Source organism: Nocardiopsis sp. NPDC058631 (assembly GCF_042716955.1).
Classification (GTDB): Bacteria; Actinomycetota; Actinomycetes; order Streptosporangiales; family Streptosporangiaceae; genus Nocardiopsis.
In genome coordinates this window covers 38,995-55,271 of the sequence record NZ_JBHXQY010000038.1, presented here as the reverse complement: position 1 = coordinate 55,271, position 16,277 = coordinate 38,995, and the positions used below count along the sequence as shown (strand labels likewise).

Below are 16,277 nucleotides of genomic sequence, written 5' to 3'. Positions count from 1 at the left end.
CCCGTTCGTTGAGTGGAGCCCGGGATGAACAATCCCCCCAGTACGTCCGGAGGCGGGCCCTCAGGCTCGCGTCCGGCAGTCCTCCGATGGCTGGACAGGTCACTGCATGCGCAGGATTTCGTGGGACATAACGAAAGCGAACCTATGTGCCAGTGTTATGGCAACTACCAGCGTGGACTCGGCGTCCTGCTGGTATAACGAGTGATCCGTGCACCTGCATGGTGACAGCGACCGCAATGCTCCGCAGGAGGCCACCATGGCCGGTGAATGGACCCGTGGATAACCGTGTCCTCCCTAGACAATCCCCACACGCAGCGGCCCAGGGCCTCGCGCGCTTCCGCACGCCCGGAGGTAGCCGGCATGGGCGACTCCGGTCCTGAGGGACGCCTGCTCATGGGGCGCTACCAACTGGTGTCGGAGATCGCCAGGGGCGGTGTCGGCACCGTGTGGCGCGCCGTCGACCTGGTCATCGACCGCGAGGTCGCGGTCAAGGAGCTGAGGCTCCCCGCCGACCTGAGCCGCTCCGAGCGGGAGTCCCTGCTCCAGCGCACCACCCGTGAGGCCCGGGTCGCCGGGCGCCTCACGCACCCCAGCCTGGTCACCGTCCTCGACGTCGTGGACGAGGACGACCGGCCGTGGATCGTCATGGAGCTGGTCGAGGCCTCCACTCTGGAGGAGATCATCCAGGTGGGCGGCCCGCTGCCCTACCAGCGGGTGGCGGAGATCGGGCTCCACCTGATCGACGCCCTCAAGGTCGCGCATGCCGAGGGCATCGTGCACCGCGACGTCAAGCCAGAGAACGTGATGATCAGCGGTGCCGGACGGGTGGTGCTGACCGACTTCGGGCTGGCCGCCTGGAACGGCGAGTCGGCGTTGAGCGCCTCGGGCCGCATCATCGGCTCGCCCGCCTACATCCCGCCGGAGCGTGCGAAGGCCGGACCGGTGGGTCCGGAGTCGGACCTGTGGTCCCTGGGCGCCACCCTGTACGCGGCGGTGGAGGGCCACCCGCCCTACGACCGCAAGGGCTACATCAAGATCCTGCGCCAGGAGCAGCTGGACGAGCCGGCCAAGGCCGCGAACGCCGGTCCGCTGGCCCCGGTGCTCGCCGGACTGCTCAGGGTCGAGCCCAGCGAGCGGCTGACGACGGAGAACGCCGCCAAGATGCTGAGGATCGCGGCGCTGGCCCCGTGGGCGCCCGAGACGAACGCGGAGACCGCCGCGTCCGGCTCCCGTCCGGCCGAGCCGCGTCCGGGCGACGCGGGCGAGGACGACGAGGAGGAGCCGGACCGGGAGTCGGCCCGTGAGCACTTCAAGGCCGGCGCGCACGTGCTGGCGGAGTCCATCAACGAACGGCTGCGCAACAGCCCCGAGGCGATGAACTCGATCATGACGTCGATCAGGGAGTCCACGGACACGCTGGGGTTGACGAGTTCGGGCCGGCACGCGGAGAAGAGCATGCTGCCGGTGTTCGCCGGAGTCGCCCTCGGTGTGGTGCTCCTGCTGGCCATCGTGCTCTGGGCCCTGCTCGGCCGCTAGGGAGTCCCGGGGTCCCCCCGCGCCGACCGGACGGAGTCCGCCGGGCCCGGGGGCCCACCCGCGGCTCGGAGCCCGTGTCGGGGCGTGTGACGGGCGGACTCCGCCCGCCCGTCGACGTGCGCCTGGTGGGGCCGGCGGGATTCGAACCCGCACTGTACAGCACCTAAAGCTGTCGTCTCCTGCCAGTTGGACTACGGCCCCGTCGGGACAACTGTACCGGGGGCGGGGGCAGACCCGGCCGCCAGGCCCCGGAGGGTCGGACGCGGCCGGGCCCGGGCACCGGGGCTCAGACGCCGAGTTCCTTCTTGAGGCGGTCGACGTGACCGGTGGCCTTCACGTTGTAGAAGGCCTTCTCCACCTTGCCGTCGGTGCCGACGACGACGGTGGAGCGGATGACGCCCTGGACGAGGCGGCCGTAGTTCTTCTTCTCACCGAAGGCGCCGTAGGCGCGCAGGGTGTCCTTGCCCGGGTCGCCGAGGAGGGTGAACGTCAAGCCCTCCTTCTCCCGGAACGCGGCGAGCTTGTCGGCGGTGTCGGGGGAGACGCCCAGGACGGTGAGGCCCGCGGAGTCGAACCCCCGCAGGTTGTCGCGGAAGTCGCAGGCCTGTGTGGTGCATCCGGGGGTCATCGCCGCCGGGTAGAAGTACAGGACGACGCGCTGCCCGGTGGAGGCCAGGACCTCGCTGAGGGTGACGGGCTTGCCGTCGGCGTCGTCGAGGGTGAAGTCGGGGGCCTGGTCGCCGGGTGCCAGGCGGATCGGGTCGCTCACGTCGTGTTCCCATCTGCTCGTCGGCGGGGCCGTGGGGCCCCGCCCGCTCACTCCTCACTACCGTAGCGAGCGCGCGGGGTGCCCCGGGGGGCGACGCTTCGTGACCTGTGTCAGGCTGGGTCGACCGGCTTCGGTTGCGATTCCGGTTCGGTTCATCCGCTCCGGGGTTGACCAGCGGTTCGATCACCTATTGTTGACCGCACTCGTGCTTTCGGTCGACCCGCAGGTGACGCCTGACGCGCACCCGGGCGCCGCGACCCTCCGGTGGCGGTCGGCACGGCCTTTGGGCCGGAACACATCCGCTTCGTGTTGGGGAGTATTGGCGACGATGCCTGGATTCACACTCGACGAGGTTCGGGACCGCACGCTCAAGGAGCGCGACTCCTGGCTGACGGTCTCCCTCGTGGACCCGGTCGCGGTCCGGGCCGTCCGCCTGATCGCCAACCGGACCTCGATCACGCCCAACCAGCTGACCGTCGCCGCCCTCTTCCTGGGGCTCGGCGCGGCGGTCTGCTTCGCCCTGGGCTACCGGCAGTTCCTGGCCCTGGGCGCTCTCCTGTACGTCCTGTGCTTCCTCGTGGACTGCGTGGACGGCAAGCTGGCGCGGCTCACCGGTTCGGAGACCCTGTTCGGCTCGTGGATGGACTACGTGTCCGACCGGTTCCGGGTCCTGGTGTGCGCGGTCGCCCTCATGGGCGGTCAGTACGTCGTGGCCGAGGAGGTCAACCCCGACTCGAACCCCGTGTGGTTCGTGTGGCTGGCCCTGGCCGTGGTCTTCCTGGACATGCTGCGGTACCTGAACGCCCTCCAGGTCTACAAGGTGCGCAGGGAGATGCGCTCGCACCTGGCGGCCGCCCTGGAGCGGGCCCGCGCGACCCTGTCGATGCTCGAACCGGGGGAGGACGACACGGCCTCGGCCACCGGTGGCGGTGGACGGACGATGAGCGACGGCGGTGAGCAGGCGGTGCTCCGCCACGGCATCGGCGTGCTGGAGCAGATCCTGCACAGCCAGACCGAGCGGGAGGCGCGCAACCACCGCACGGCGGGCAAGCAGCCGGACCTGACACTGCCCAAGGTGGACCTCCACCAGGAGTTCAGGTCGCGTTTCCCGTGGTACCAGCGTTTCTGGGCGGCGCTCAGCATGCGTCGCATCAGGACCCACCTGGTGGGCGGCATCGAGTTCCAGCTGGCGGTGTTCGTGGTCGCGCCCCTGGCGGTCGCGGTCGTCGGAGCTCCGACACTGATCGGCTGGATCGCCGCCGTCACGGGCGTTTTGCTTCTCGCCTTCGAGATAGCCATCATCTATAAACTGTGGTTGTCCACGCGGGACTTCTTCCGCGTGGTCGACGGAATCGACGGCGCGCTGAGATTCTCCGGTCCGTCCGACGGCGCGGAGGAGAGCCGGGACTCCGGCTCGGACTCGGACCCGGGCTCTCAGACGACCCTGCGCTAGTGGAGAGAGGCGGAGCCCCATGACGGGACGCGACACCGAACCGCGCCAGACCCCGGCTGAGATCCAGGCCGAGATCACCCGCGAACAGCGGCGGCTGGCGGAGACCCTGGACGAGCTGAGTGAGCAGGCACGGCCCGCCAACATCGCCCGGAGACAGATCGGGAAGGCCCGTGAGCGCGGTGCCCGGATCGTCGACGAGGCGCGCGCCCTCGTGGTCGGCGGAGGCGCGGTGCGTGTGGAGAGCCGCCTCGTGGACCCCGAGGAGGGCAGTATCGTCATCAAGGGCGATGACGAGGTCGTGACCACTTACCAGTCGCGCCGCCAGCTGCCCCCGGAGGCACTGATCCTCGCGGTCGGCGTCGGCGCGGTCATCGCCGTGGGCGTGGTGGCCTGGGCGGTCCGCCGCCGCCGCGGGTAGCCGACCGGCGAGCAGAGGGGCCCGTGCGTGCGCGCACGGGCCCCTCTGCCGTTTCCCTGACCGGGTGCGCGGGTGCTGCTTCGCGCACGGACCGCTGCGCGGTCGGCGGTGGTGCGGTTGGGCCCGGTGTCAGAGGAAGGTCCGGCCCTCGCCCCGGTACGTGGGGACCGCGCCGACGTATTCGCCGGTGTCGGAGTCGACCAGGTGCAGGGTGTCGAAGCGTTCGCACAGCTCGCCCGCCTTGGCGTGGCGCATCCACACCCGGTCGCCGACGGCGAGCCCGTCCGCGGCGGGGCCCACGAGGGGGGTCTGGACCTCGCCCGCGCCCTCGTTGGCGGTGTAGGAGAGTCCGGCGGGCAGATGGGGGGTCGGCGGTCGGTGGGCGTCGGCGGGCCCGGACGCGGGGTAGCCCCCGCCGAGGGCCGTGACCACGCCCGGTGCGGGGCGCCGCACGACGGGAAGGGCGAAGAGGGCGGCGGGGCGGCCCCGGAAGGACCGGTAGTGGTCGAACAGGCGGGGTTGGTAGAGCCCGGACCCCGCCGCGAGCTCGGTCACGGCCTTCTCCCGGCCGGTGGTGTGGAGGCTGCCGGTACCGCCCCCGTTGACGAAGCGCAGTTCGGCGACGGTGCGGACGGCCCGCACGATGGCGGCTCTGCGTCTGGCCAGCTCCAGTGCCGATCTTCGCTGTACGGCGCGCAGTACGCGGCCGTACAGGGGGCGGCCCGGAGGGGCGTCCCCCACGCCGGCGATCTGGCCCTCGTAGGCCATGATCCCGTCCAGTTCCAGTTCGGGCCGGTCGACGACGGCGCGGGCGAGCGCGGCGGCCTGGTCGGGGGTGCGCACGGGGGAGCGGTAGGAGCCGATCCGGGCGCGGGAGCCGAACGGCTGCCAGCTGGTGTCGATGTCCAGGCACACGCGCACGGGCGGGGCCCCGGGGCCGCGTGAGTCGGCGGCGTCGGCGACGGCGGCGCTGATCAGGTCGAGGTGGGCGGTGTCGTCCACCATGAGGGTGATGGTGCGTGCGGCGTCGGGGTCCCCCGCGAGCCGGGCGAGGGCCTCCCGGTCGACGGTGGGGTAGGCGACGAGGATGTCGTCGCTCAGGGGGCCGCCGGAGTCGCCCTCGGCCAGCCAGAGCGCCTCGGGGAGGGTGAAGGCCATGACCCCCTCGTAGCCGGGGAGGTCGAGAGCGGTGCGGAGCAGGGCACGGCTGCGCACGGACTTGCTGGCGATCCTGATGGGCTTGCCGTGGGCCCGGCGGGTGAGGTCGGCCGCGTTGGCGCGGAAGGCGGCGACGTCGACCATGGCGAAGGGGGCTTGGAGTTCGCTTGTCGCGGCCTCGTACTTCTCACGCAGGCTAGTCATGCGTCTGAGGATGCCAGAACATGAATGTGTTTCATATTCCTGGCGTGACACGAGTTGTCGGCCGTGTGTCCCGGGCGACGCCCCGGAACAACCCCACAGGGTGGCACGGGTCGATATCCTGGGGCGTCACGGCTGATCAGCCGGTCCGACCCCAGGAATGGTTCTTTCCCATGAGTGAGCGCGAGTACGTCCTGACCCTTTCGTGTCCCGACAGCAGGGGCATCGTCGCGGCCGTGGCCAACCTGCTGTCCGACCACGGTTGCAACATCACCGAGAGTCAGCAGTACGGCGACCACTTCACGAGCCGCTTCTTCCTGCGGATGCAGTTCCTGGCGGAGCGGGGCGCCGACGGGGTGGTGGGCGAGGACGTGCTGCGCGGGGCGTTCGCGGCACTGGCGGGCGACTTCGGCTCCGGCTCGGGCGACACGTCCGTCGAGTGGACCCTCAGCCCCCGCGACGTGCGCCCGCGCATGATCGTCATGGTGTCGAGGTTCGGCCACTGCCTCAACGACCTCCTCTACCGCCAGCGCAGCGGGCTCCTGGACGTCGACATCGCCGCCGTGGTGTCCAACCACCCGGACCTGGAGTTCCTCGCGGACTCCTACGGTGTCGACTTCCACCACCTGCCGGTGACCGCGGACAACAAGCTGGAGCAGGAGACGCGGCTGCTCGAACTGGTCGACTCCTACGACGTGGACCTGGTCGTCCTGGCCCGCTACATGCAGGTGCTCTCCGAGCAGCTGTGCACGAAGATGTCCGGCCGGATCATCAACATCCACCACTCCTTCCTGCCGAGTTTCAAGGGTGCGCGCCCCTACCACCAGGCCCACGCGCGGGGAGTGAAGCTGATCGGTGCGACGGCCCACTACGTCACGTCCGACCTGGACGAGGGGCCCATCATCGAGCAGGAGGTGTCCCGGGTGGGGCACACGCACAGCCCGGAGCAGCTCACCGCGATCGGACGGGACCTGGAGTCGGTGGCGCTGGCGCGCGCGGTCAACTGGCACGCCCAGCGCCGTGTCCTCCTCAACGGGGAGAAGACGGTCGTCTTCGACTGACACCGGGGCCACGGTTCCGCGCGGCCACCTGCCGTCGGAACCGATTTTCGGACTCAGGGGGCGCCTCTTTGGGCGCCCCTTTCGTTTGCGTCCCGCGCGGGTTTCCTGTGCTGATGTGGGGCTCTCTTGAGAAGAGCCTTACCTTCTCTGACCAGCGAATCATTACTCAAGGTATCTTGTCGACTACACACAGTGTGTATATGGTGTGTTTAGTTCGGAACTCGTCTGGCCATTCCATGGCGCAGATACCGGGTTTCGGTCCGAAATCTCCGAGAGCAACGCGCTCGGAGGAAGGGGCAGAAAACATGGGTAAGCACTTCGACGACGCGTCCGGCAAGGCCAAGGAGGCCTACGGCAAGGCCGCGGGGGACCGCGGCAAGCAGGCCGAGGGCAAGACGGACCAGGCCAAGGCCGGCGCCAAGGACAAGGCCGACCAGGCCAAGAAGAAGTCCGAGGAGCTCAAGGACCGGGCCGAGGGCGCGACCGGGTCGACCGGCGAGAAGATCAAGAACGTCTTCAAGCGTTGACGACCGCTGTGACCACGGGGTTTCTGCACGCTGCGTAGGGGGGACCAGTGTCGGACTTCAAGACCGAAACGAAGGTGCCGGGTGCCCGCGAGGAGGGCCGTGGCGCCAGCTCCCGCAACGGGGGAGGGCGTACCCAGATCGCGGACGGGGTGGTCGCCAAGATCGCCGGGATGGCCGCGCGTGAGATCGGCGGCGTCTTCGCGATGGGCGGTGGCACGGCACGCGCCGTCGGCGCCGTCCGGGACGTCGTGACGGGCGGAGGCGGTGACACCGGTTCCGCCTCGCGCGGGGTCTCGGTGGAGGTGGGCGAACGCCAGGCCGCCATCGACATCGACCTCGTCGTCGAGTACGGGGCCGCCATCCAGGACCTCGCCGCCTCCGTGCGGCGCAACGTCGCCACGGCGGTGGAGCGCATGACGGGCCTGGAGGTCACCGAGATCAACATCAAGGTGGACGACATACACCTGCCCGACGACGACGGCGGGGACGACACCGGCGACTCCGGGCCCAGGGTCCAGTAGTGGTGCACGGCGGTGAGGATCCGGGCGAGGTGGCCCGGCGCGTGGCCGAGGAGGCCGTCCGCTTCCCGGACGTGGTGGAGCTTTCGTCCGGGGGGTTCGGAACGCTGGCCACCCCCGTACCCGGGGGCCGCGTACGCGGCGTCGCCGTGCGCGGCGACGGGGTCGAGGTCGGCGTCGTGGTCCGCTTCGGGAGACCGCTGCCGGAGATCGCCGCCGAGCTGCGCCGGGGGCTCGCCCCGCTGGCCGGCGGCCGCGCCGTCCACATCTCCGTGGAGGACGTGGTCGCCGGCCTCGGCCACGGCACCCGGACAGGTCGCTGAACCGGAAGCATCAGGTGCTGGACAAGAGGGGGAAGCCATGTGGCCCATCGTGGGTCTGGCCTACGGGACGGTGCTGGGTCTCGCCGCTGCCTTCGGCGGGTTCGCTGCGTTCGCGCTGGTCCTGGTTCTGGGCCTCGTCGGGTTCGTCGCGGGCAGGGCGATGGAGGGCGAGATCGACCTCACCGAGATGTTCTCGCGGCGCTCGGCCTGAGGTACGGCCCCCGGTTCGCCGAGGGCACCGCCGACGCACACGTCCTTGAGGGAAGGAACGGCCGTGGCCGGAGTGCGGACCGATACGGTCCCCAGACAGAGGGAGCGCCCGGGAGGTGGACGGGCCCACGGGCGGCACGAGCGGGACGGGACGCCGGGCGGTCGCACCGTCATCGAGGCCGACGTGGTCGAGAAGTCCGCCGCCCGGGCCGTCCGCGAGGTCGAGGGGGCCCGCGCCGCCACGTCGCGGGCGGCACGGGCGCGGGTGAGCGGTGACGTGGTCCTCCTGAGGCTGCGGATCACCGTCCGCTACCCGCGCTCGACGCGGGAGGTCGCCGCACGGGTCCGTGAGCACGTCAAGGAACGGATCGAGCGGATCACCGGTAAGCAGGTCCACCACATCGACATCGAGATCGCGGAGCTGGTGCGCTGACATGACCACCGTGGAAGAGGTGCTCGGCCGCCCTGACCAGGGCGTCGACCGTCGGGCCAAACGGGTGGCCGTCCATACCTTCCGGCCGAGGCGTTCGTGGCCGGCGGTGATCACGGGCTTCCTGATCCTCACCGTCGCCGTCGTGGCCGCCGCGGAGGTGATCTCGGCGCTCGCCGGGAGCCCGCTGCGGCTCATCCCCGTGGGCGCGGCCACGGAGTACGCCGGGGCCACCACCTGGTCGGCCCCGTCGGTGCAGATCGCCTCGGCGGTCCTGGCGCTGATCGGGCTCGCGCTGATCGTGGCCGCCCTCACCCCCGGACGCGGGCACTGGACCGCTCTGCGCACCGACGACCCCGCGCTGGTGGTGGGTCTGACCCGGCCCGCGCTGCGCCGGGCGGTGGCCGCGGCCGCGCACGACGTCGACGGGGTCGACGCGGTCAACGTCACGGTTCGGGGAAACAGGCTCCGGGTGCACGTGCGCACCGGGATGCGTGAGTCGGCGGGGCTGCCCGCGGAGGTGACCGCGGCCGTGGAGCGGCGGTTGGAGCAGTTGGCGCCGCTGCGCAGCCTGCGGATCGCCACCCACGTTCGTTACGCGGAGGGGTGACCATGGCACGAGACAGGTCCCGGAGGTCGGCCCGGGGGAACCGGTGGGGGTTGGCGGTCGTCGGCACGGTCCCGCTCCTCGCGGGAGCGGCGGCACTCGCCGCGGGGCGAGGGGTGTTCGGAGCCTCCTTCGCGAAGAGCCCTCTGCTGAGCGGGCCGGTGGCCGGGTTCCTCGACCAGCAGTGGGTGCCGTACGCGGCGGTCGCGGTGGCGGTCGTGGCCGGGTTCCTCGCGCTGCGCTGGCTGATGGCCCAGGGGCTCAACGACACCGTGGGACGCCTGGTCCTGGAGAAGAGCCACGCCGGCCGGGTGGAGATGTCCGAGAGCGTGGCCCGCGGCGCCCTGGAGCAGGAGGTCGCGGACTACCCGGGTGTGCGCCGCGCCCGTGCGAGACTGACCGAGTCCTCCGACGCACCGCACCTGCGGCTGACGCTCACCCTGGACGACGACGCGGACGTCACGGGGGTGTGGCAGCGGGTGCGCTCGGACGCGCTGGCGAACCTGCGCCGGTCGCTCGACCTGGAGAGGGTCCCCGCCGTCGTGCGGATGTCGATGACCGCTCCGGCCAAGAACCCGCGGCGCAGCCTCGCCTGAGAGGGCGCGGCGCCGATCCGGCCGACCGGTCGCCCAGAAACACCTGTGACGCGAGGGTCTCCGACCTCGATGATCTTGTACCTGTAGCGGGTTCGGGCGCCCGGAGCCGCTACAAGTACAAGGCCACGGCGGAGGGAGCGCGGGCCGGGAGCCCTTTCGGTCACCGCACTACGGCCGGGGGCCGTCCACGTGCCCGCGCTCGTGCCGCACGCGCCCGTCCCGCAGGACGGTGCGTACGTTGCGCTCCGGATCCGCGAGCACGCCGATGTCGGCGAGGGGGTCGCCGTCCACGACCAGGAGGTCGGCCCGGGCGCCGTCGCGCAGGGTGCCGACGACGCCCTCCAGGTCGAGGAGACGGGCCGCGTTGACGGTGGCCGCGCGCAGGACGTCGGCGGCGGGCTGGACCCGGCCGCGGATGGCGAACTCCCGGCTCTGGCGGTCCTGCATGCCGCCGAGCAGGTCGCTGCCGAAGACCAGGTTCACCCCGGCCTCGTGCGCCAGGCGCAGCGCGTCCATGCCCCGGGTCAGGACCGTGTCGACCTTCTCCTGGCTGGCCGCGGGCAGGCCGTTGGCGGCTCCCTGCCGGGACAGCTCCTCATAGGTCACGAGCGTGGGCACCAGGAAGGCGTCGTGCTCCAGGAACAGCTCGACGCTGGTCCGGTCGATGAGGTTGCCGTGCTCGATGCAGCGCACCCCCAGCCGGAGGCCGCGGTTGACGGCGCGGGCGGTGTAGGCGTGACCGGTGACGTAGCGGTTCGCGGCCTCGGCCTCCTCCACCACGGCGCGGATCTCGTCCTCGGACGACTGGGTGGAGTCGACACGGTCGGTGGGGGAGGCGACGCCTCCCGACAGCATGATCTTCAGATGGTGGGCACCGGTGCGCAGCTGCTCGCGGGCGGCCCGGCGGAACTCGACGGGGCCGTCGCAGACCACCCCGGCACCGGGGCAGCAGGCGTGGGTGTCGTTGCCCTGGCGGCCGGGGCCCCGGAAGTCCCCGTGGCCGCCCGTCTGGGACAGGGCCTTGCCGCCGAACATCAGCCGGGGCCCGTCGACCAGCCCCTCCTCCACGGCCAGGGCCAGCCCCCAGTCGCCTCCGGCCACGTCCCGGACGGTGGTGAAGCCGCGCCGGAGCATGGCGTTGAGGGAGCGGCCGGCGTAACTCGCGACGTAGGAGGGCGCGTGGTCCATGGCCGCGCCCAGGTCGGCGCTGAAGGCGGTCGCGTGGATGTGGGCGTCGATGAGCCCCGGCATGAGGGTGGCCCCGCCCAGGTCGACGACCTCGACCGCGTCACCCGTCTCGGGTGCGGGACCGCGGCCGCTGCCGGCGATGACCCCGTCCTCCACGAGCAGCCAGGAGCCGGGAGTCCTGGTGCCCGCCTCCGGGTCGAGGAGGCCGGCTCCGGTGAAGAGGAGAGGCGGCTGGGACTGACGGGTCATGTGTACCTCCGGTGGAACGGCTCCGCGTGTGGACCACGCATGTGCAATATATGTTGCATCAAAGGCGCGCGGGCGGCCAGGGGGTGGTATCGCTTGGGGGACGCGCGGCACGGGGAGCTCCGGCCGCGCCGCACCGGGACGGAGGGGTGATGGCGGACTGGATCGAGGCGGCGCTCGGCGACGGGCGCCTCGGCCGCGCGGCCGAACGCGTGGTCAGGGTGCTCAGGGACGAGCCGAGGTTCTCTTCCTACGCGAGCACCGCGGAGCTGGCCGACCGCGCCGGCGTCAACGTCGCCACGGTGGTCCGTGCCGCGCAGGCCCTCGGGTTCAGCGGCTGGCCCGCGCTCCGCGTCGAGCTGCGCTCGCGCTACCTCGCCTCGCTCACCGCGGGGGAGGTGCTCGCCGAGCACGCCGGGTCCGACGCGGATCCGGTCCGCGCGGCGATCCGCGCCGACCGCGAGGGCCTGCGGACCCTGGAGCTCACGCTCGAACCCGCCAGGGTGCGCGCGCTCGCGGCGGCCATCCACGCCGCCCGCAGGACCAGGGTCGTGGGCTCGGGGACGTTCGCGGCACCGGGTCTGCAGCTGGCGCACGCCGCCGGGATCATGGGTTACGACGTGGAGCGGTTCGAGGTCGGGGGAACGGCACTGGTCAACGCGCTGGCGAGGATGGGTCCGGACGACCTGCTGCTGGCCTGCGACCTGTGGCGGCTGCCCACCGCCCTGCGCGCGGCGGTGGGGGTGGCCGTGGAGCGGTCCGTGCCGGTCGCGGTGATCACGGACCGCAGGGACTCCCCCCTGGCGGAGGGCGCCGCACACCTGCTGCTCGTCCCCAGCGAGGGCGTGGGGATGTTCCCCTCGCTGACCCCGGTCATGTCGGTGATCCACGCCGTACTGGCCGAACTGGCACGGGTCGGCGGTGACGAGGTGCTGCGGGCGGTGCGTGACACGGAGCGCCTGTGGGAGCAGTCGGAACTCTTCTGAGTGACGGCCGGGTGGATGACCTGCGGCGACGGGATGACGCCAAGGTGATGTGATCAGGGTCACGTTCCATGCAATAAGTGTTGCACTTCACTGGTCGGGCTGCTTTCATGGCGGACGGATCACCTCGGTGGTCGCCCTCTTGTTCCCATCCCCTGAACCGAACCTCGCAGGTGGCCCATGCAGACGACCCATCTCGTGATCCTCGCCGTGTACATCCTGGCCATGCTGGGGATCGCCCTCTACTTCCTGCGCTCGGGCAAGCTGCGCGGCGGCGACGACTTCCTCTTCGCCGGACGCAGCCTCCCCCGCCCGGTCATGATCGCGACCATGCTGGTCACCTGGGTCGGCTCCGGAACGATCATCGGCGGCGCCAACTTCGCCTACACCTACGGCCCCACGGCCGGCCTGGTCTTCTTCGCGGGCACCCCGCTGGGCATCCTGGTGCTGCTCCTGGCGGCCCGCCGCATCCGGAGGGCGTCCAGGCACACCATCCCCGAACTGCTGGAGGTGCGCTTCGGGATCGGTGTGCGCACCGTCGCCGCGGTGGTCACCACCATCGCCTTCCTGGGCCTGACCGCCTCCCAGTTCGTCGGCGGCGGGTACGTCGTCAGCCTCGTCACCCCGCTGTCCCCCACCCAGGGGACCGTGCTCATCGCCGTGGTCGTGACCCTGCTGACGATCAGCGGCGGTCTCTTCTCGGTCGCCTACACCGACTTCCTCTCCGCCATCCTCATCGTCCTGGCCCTGTTCGTGTCGCTGCCGCTGGTGTTCGCCGCGGTCGGCGGGCCGGGTGCCTACTGGGACGGGCTGCCGGAACAGGCGAGGACCTTCAGCGGCGGGCTGAGCGCCCTCCAGCTCCTGGGCTACTTCCTCCCGCTCTTCCTGCTGCTCCTCGCCGACCAGAACATGTACCAGCGGCTCGCCGCGGCCAAGGACGAGCGCGAAGCCAGGTCCTCCACCGCGGGCATGCTGGTCGGCAGCTTCTTCGTCTTCGTCCCCGTCGTCCTCCTCGCCACGGCCGCCGCCGTCCTGATGCCCGGCATCAACGGGGACATGGCGGTCCTGAGCCTGGCCTCCGAGGGCTACCTGCCCGCCGTCCTGGGCGGACTGATCCTGGCCGGCGCGGTCGCCTTCGTCATCACCACGGGGTCGTCGTACATGCTGTCCGGGGCCTCCAACGTCGCCTACGACCTGTACGCCCGCTTCGTGGGGGACAGGGTGGGCGAGCGCCGCAAGCTCGTGGTCCAGCGGCTGTCGGTCCTGGGCATCGCGCTCGCCGGCATCGCCCTGAGCCTGTACTTCCCGACGGTGCTCGAACTCCAGATGTACTCCTACACGATCTACGGCGCGGCGATCACCCCGGTGGTCCTGTCGGTGCTGTTCTGGAAGCGCGCGACCACCGCCGGAGCCGTCGCCGCCCTGGTCGTCGGCGCGGCCACCACCATCGGCTGGCAGGTGGCCGGGACCCCAGGGGACCTGAACGGGGTCATCGTGGCGCTGCCCGCGGCCCTGGTGGCGCTCGTCGTCGTCAGCCTGCTCACGAAGGCGCCCGACCCCGGGAGGGTCGCCGCCGCCGTCGCGGCGCCCGCGCCCACAGGAACCGACGCCTGACACGGGCGGGGACCGCGCCCCACCGGGCGCGGTCCCCGTTGTCTTGCCCGTCCCCTGCGGTCGGACCGCCAGATCAGTGTGCTGGTGGCGGGGGAGTGTTCTCTCCCGGAGCCGGGACCTGGCCGGAGAACAGCATGGGTGCGAGAGCCTCGCGCAGGTCGTTCGTGGTGCGGCTGATCTCGGCGTGCAGGTGGGCCTTGTCGTCCAGGGCGTGGAGAGCCGCCCCGATGGCGCGTTGGACGGCCAGAGGTGGCAGGGCGGTCGGAAGTGAGCGCAGGGTGCGTTGCGTGATGGACTTGACGGTGCTCCCAGAGGCGTGTCTGCCGATCCATCTCTGCACCGGGGACAGAGCCAGATAGTGCGCCAGGTAGACCGGGTCGACCTCTGGTGAGGGACGTAGCCGCAGAATCTGGGTGCTGTAGAGCCAGCCCCGCTGCTCGGGTGCGACGACGGCGAACCGGCCCAGAGTTCCCGTCCTCGTGCCGACGATGTCCCCGGTTTCGAGCAGGTAGCGGTCCAGGCGTGCGGCGACCGCATCGGTTACGCGCACTGTTTCGGTCCCGTCGACACGCCGGGCGGCGATGTCCCTCGGCCGTACCAGAGGGGTTCCGTCGTCGGTGAAGCCCCGTGCGGACGTGCCTGCGCCGGAGGGCCCCGCCTGGACCTCGCAGACCTCACCGAGGGGCTGTTCATGCCAACCAGCGGGAAGAGGGCCGATCAGGGAATCCACCGGTGTACCTCCTGGAGCAGGTGGCGGGCTCTGGCATCGGTCTCGTGGGCCCGTGACTCCAGAGCGGTGAGTCGACAGGCCAGGCGGCCGAACTTTTCGGCCGCCCGCGCTTCGGCGTCCTCGGATTTGTGACCTGCCGTGATGTAGGACGGCGGATGGAGTGAGTGGTCCCGGTTTCGGATCTCCTCGATCCCCACGACGCGTCCCATATCGGACCACTCGTCTGCGAGGGTTCCCTCGTGCCTCCAGGACTGGTGGGCGGAGTGGATGGCGACGATGTCATGAGGGCGGAGTACACGGCGGGTCCGGGAGGCCATCGCGCCCACATCACTGGCGTCGATGAACAGCACCTCGGAACAACTTCCGGTGGGGTGGCGCAGCAGCCACAGGCTCACGGGGATGCTCGTCTTCGGGAAGAGCTGACCGGGAAACGCCACCACACCCTCCACGGCCCCGTCCTCGACCATGGCGGAACGGATCGACCGTTCGTCCTGGTGTTCGGAGAAGGCGGCGTTGGTCGGCATCAGGACACCGGCTCTGCCGTTCGGGGCGAGCATCGTCACGACGTGCTGGAGCCAGGCGAAGTTCGCGTTCGACTCCGGGGGGCGCCCGTAGGGAAAGTAACGGTCGCCCCAACGGGCGAGTGTGGGCCAGTCGAGTGGTGGGGCGTCCGGAGGACCGAAGACGATCGGCGGTCGCGCGTTGAACGGTGGGTTGGTGATGACGAGGTCAGCTCGGGGAAGGTCCGGGAGCAGCCCTGGCTCGACGGACCCTTCCAAGAGGTCGGCTTCCACGTTGTGGATGTGGAGGTTCATCCTCGCGGTCCACGTCTGATCGACGGTCTCTCCGGCACCGCTGAACCGTTGGGGTGAGGAGGGACCGGTTCGCAGCAGCCGCTCCGCGGCGAGCAGGAACTCCCCGGTTCGGCAGAACGGATCGTGGACATGGGTGGAAGACACGGTGTCGGTGACGAGCAGTCCGACGATCGCTTCCACCAGGCTGTCCGGGGTGCGCAGGATTCCTGTGGACCTGTCCTCCTCCAGGACCGCGAGTAGGAGGTCGAAGGCGGCGGCCAGTTTCTCCCGGCGGTCATCGCCGGAACCGATGAGCGTGATGTCCCTGAGGGTCGTGTACAGGATCTTCGCGCTCAACGCGTCGAGAGAACGGAGAAACCGAGGGTGGAGGACGGTCGCGACGTCGTCCGGCAGGTTCGCGGAATCGGTCTGGAGCTCGGTGTGTAGCAGTAGTCTGCGCCAGGCGTCCGTGTGCTCCGCGCACATGTACAGGAGGTTGAGAAGGGTGTAGCAGGTATCGGGGGAAGACAAGTGGCCGCGGAGCTCGTCCCGAGCATGCCAGAGCAGGCGCTCGACCTCTCGGACGGTCTCCTTGGAACCCTTCCCTTCCCCGTCGGGTGTGGTGGAGGGAGGAAGCCCTCCTGCGTCCTGGGTCCTGGCGTTGGCACGCACACGGTCGGCGTAGGTGGTACCGGCCGGCTCGTGCGGGTGGCGAGTGTTGGCGGGTACGGCGCGCGAGGAGAGCCAGTCGGCTACCTGGCCAAGGTCGAAGAGCTCCCGTTCGGCGTCCGCCGGTTCGGGGAAGTCGGGTCCGCGCTTGCGCCAGTTGGTGACCGCGGCGCGGCTGACCCCGGCGTACCTGGCCAGTTGCGCGCGTGACACGAGTGTCGGCCTGCTCTCGTCCACGGTGGTTCT

The 16,277-nt window shown here is 70.9% G+C and carries 18 protein-coding genes and 1 tRNA gene; 13 read left to right on the top strand and 6 right to left on the bottom strand.

Annotated elements, in window-relative coordinates:
- Positions 1–360 precede the first annotated feature (360 nt).
- Positions 361–1,536, top strand: a complete 1,176-nt coding sequence (locus ACFWTE_RS14905; protein ID WP_378779935.1) for a serine/threonine-protein kinase — start codon at positions 361–363, stop codon at positions 1,534–1,536.
- Between the two features lie 123 nt (positions 1,537–1,659).
- Here the strand turns inward: ACFWTE_RS14905 and ACFWTE_RS14900 are convergent.
- Both ACFWTE_RS14900 and bcp read right to left on the bottom strand, forming a co-directional pair.
- Positions 1,660–1,737: transfer RNA gene (locus tag ACFWTE_RS14900), tRNA-Leu, on the bottom strand.
- Positions 1,738–1,822: 85 nt separating this feature from the next.
- A complete protein-coding gene (bcp, locus tag ACFWTE_RS14895) occupies positions 1,823–2,305 on the bottom strand; it encodes a thioredoxin-dependent thiol peroxidase (RefSeq protein WP_378779934.1) in 483 nt (160 codons plus the stop codon).
- Between the two features lie 328 nt (positions 2,306–2,633).
- Here bcp and ACFWTE_RS14890 point away from each other — a divergent pair, with 328 nt between their 5' ends.
- Positions 2,634–3,758, top strand: a complete 1,125-nt coding sequence (locus ACFWTE_RS14890) for a CDP-alcohol phosphatidyltransferase family protein (protein WP_378779933.1) — start codon at positions 2,634–2,636, stop codon at positions 3,756–3,758.
- 19 nt (positions 3,759–3,777) lie between these two features.
- The gene (locus ACFWTE_RS14885; protein ID WP_378779932.1) at positions 3,778–4,176 is read left to right on the top strand and encodes a DUF3618 domain-containing protein; all 399 of its coding nucleotides are present in this window, start codon (positions 3,778–3,780) and stop codon (positions 4,174–4,176) included.
- A gap of 129 nt (positions 4,177–4,305) precedes the next feature.
- Here the strand turns inward: ACFWTE_RS14885 and ACFWTE_RS14880 are convergent, their stop codons facing one another.
- Complete coding sequence (locus ACFWTE_RS14880) at positions 4,306–5,538, bottom strand: amino acid deaminase/aldolase (protein WP_378779931.1); 1,233 nt, start codon at positions 5,536–5,538, stop codon at positions 4,306–4,308.
- A 170-nt stretch (positions 5,539–5,708) separates the two neighbouring features.
- Between ACFWTE_RS14880 and purU the strand changes: the two genes are divergently transcribed.
- From purU to ACFWTE_RS14840, 8 genes are all read left to right on the top strand, one after another.
- Positions 5,709–6,596 (top strand): formyltetrahydrofolate deformylase, encoded by an 888-nt coding sequence (gene purU / locus ACFWTE_RS14875; RefSeq protein ID WP_378779930.1) that lies wholly within the window; start codon positions 5,709–5,711, stop codon positions 6,594–6,596.
- Positions 6,597–6,901: 305 nt separating this feature from the next.
- The gene (locus ACFWTE_RS14870; RefSeq protein WP_378779929.1) at positions 6,902–7,123 is read left to right on the top strand and encodes a CsbD family protein; all 222 of its coding nucleotides are present in this window, start codon (positions 6,902–6,904) and stop codon (positions 7,121–7,123) included.
- Positions 7,124–7,170: 47 nt separating this feature from the next.
- On the top strand, positions 7,171–7,644 hold the full coding sequence (locus tag ACFWTE_RS14865; protein ID WP_378779927.1) for an Asp23/Gls24 family envelope stress response protein: 474 nt from the start codon (positions 7,171–7,173) through the stop codon (positions 7,642–7,644).
- A gap of 2 nt (positions 7,645–7,646) precedes the next feature.
- A complete protein-coding gene (locus ACFWTE_RS14860) occupies positions 7,647–7,964 on the top strand; it encodes a hypothetical protein (protein WP_378779937.1) in 318 nt (105 codons plus the stop codon).
- Positions 7,965–8,001: 37 nt separating this feature from the next.
- Complete coding sequence (locus ACFWTE_RS14855; protein WP_378779926.1) at positions 8,002–8,175, top strand: hypothetical protein; 174 nt, start codon at positions 8,002–8,004, stop codon at positions 8,173–8,175.
- A gap of 63 nt (positions 8,176–8,238) precedes the next feature.
- Entirely contained in the window at positions 8,239–8,607 is a 369-nt protein-coding gene (locus tag ACFWTE_RS14850; protein ID WP_378779925.1) for an Asp23/Gls24 family envelope stress response protein, read from the top strand.
- Position 8,608: 1 nt separating this feature from the next.
- Positions 8,609–9,214 carry a DUF6286 domain-containing protein gene (locus ACFWTE_RS14845; protein ID WP_378779923.1) on the top strand — a complete coding sequence of 202 codons (606 nt, stop codon included), beginning with the start codon at positions 8,609–8,611 and terminating at the stop codon, positions 9,212–9,214.
- Between the two features lie 2 nt (positions 9,215–9,216).
- Positions 9,217–9,807, top strand: a complete 591-nt coding sequence (locus ACFWTE_RS14840) for an alkaline shock response membrane anchor protein AmaP (RefSeq protein WP_378779922.1) — start codon at positions 9,217–9,219, stop codon at positions 9,805–9,807.
- Between the two features lie 168 nt (positions 9,808–9,975).
- Here the strand turns inward: ACFWTE_RS14840 and ACFWTE_RS14835 are convergent, their stop codons facing one another.
- Positions 9,976–11,244: an amidohydrolase family protein gene (locus ACFWTE_RS14835; protein ID WP_378779921.1), complete on the bottom strand. Its 1,269-nt coding sequence runs from the start codon at positions 11,242–11,244 to the stop codon at positions 9,976–9,978.
- 149 nt (positions 11,245–11,393) lie between these two features.
- Between ACFWTE_RS14835 and ACFWTE_RS14830 the strand changes: the two genes are divergently transcribed.
- Both ACFWTE_RS14830 and ACFWTE_RS14825 read left to right on the top strand, forming a co-directional pair.
- Positions 11,394–12,227, top strand: a complete 834-nt coding sequence (locus ACFWTE_RS14830; RefSeq protein WP_378779920.1) for a MurR/RpiR family transcriptional regulator — start codon at positions 11,394–11,396, stop codon at positions 12,225–12,227.
- A 177-nt stretch (positions 12,228–12,404) separates the two neighbouring features.
- Positions 12,405–13,838 (top strand): sodium:solute symporter, encoded by a 1,434-nt coding sequence (locus tag ACFWTE_RS14825; protein WP_378779919.1) that lies wholly within the window; start codon positions 12,405–12,407, stop codon positions 13,836–13,838.
- A gap of 73 nt (positions 13,839–13,911) precedes the next feature.
- Here the strand turns inward: ACFWTE_RS14825 and ACFWTE_RS14820 are convergent, their stop codons facing one another.
- Both ACFWTE_RS14820 and ACFWTE_RS14815 read right to left on the bottom strand, forming a co-directional pair.
- Positions 13,912–14,568: a restriction endonuclease subunit S gene (locus ACFWTE_RS14820; protein WP_378779918.1), complete on the bottom strand. Its 657-nt coding sequence runs from the start codon at positions 14,566–14,568 to the stop codon at positions 13,912–13,914.
- Positions 14,556–16,268 (bottom strand): N-6 DNA methylase, encoded by a 1,713-nt coding sequence (locus ACFWTE_RS14815; protein ID WP_378779917.1) that lies wholly within the window; start codon positions 16,266–16,268, stop codon positions 14,556–14,558. The genes ACFWTE_RS14820 and ACFWTE_RS14815 overlap by 13 nt, the downstream gene beginning before the upstream one ends.
- Positions 16,269–16,277 lie beyond the last annotated feature (9 nt).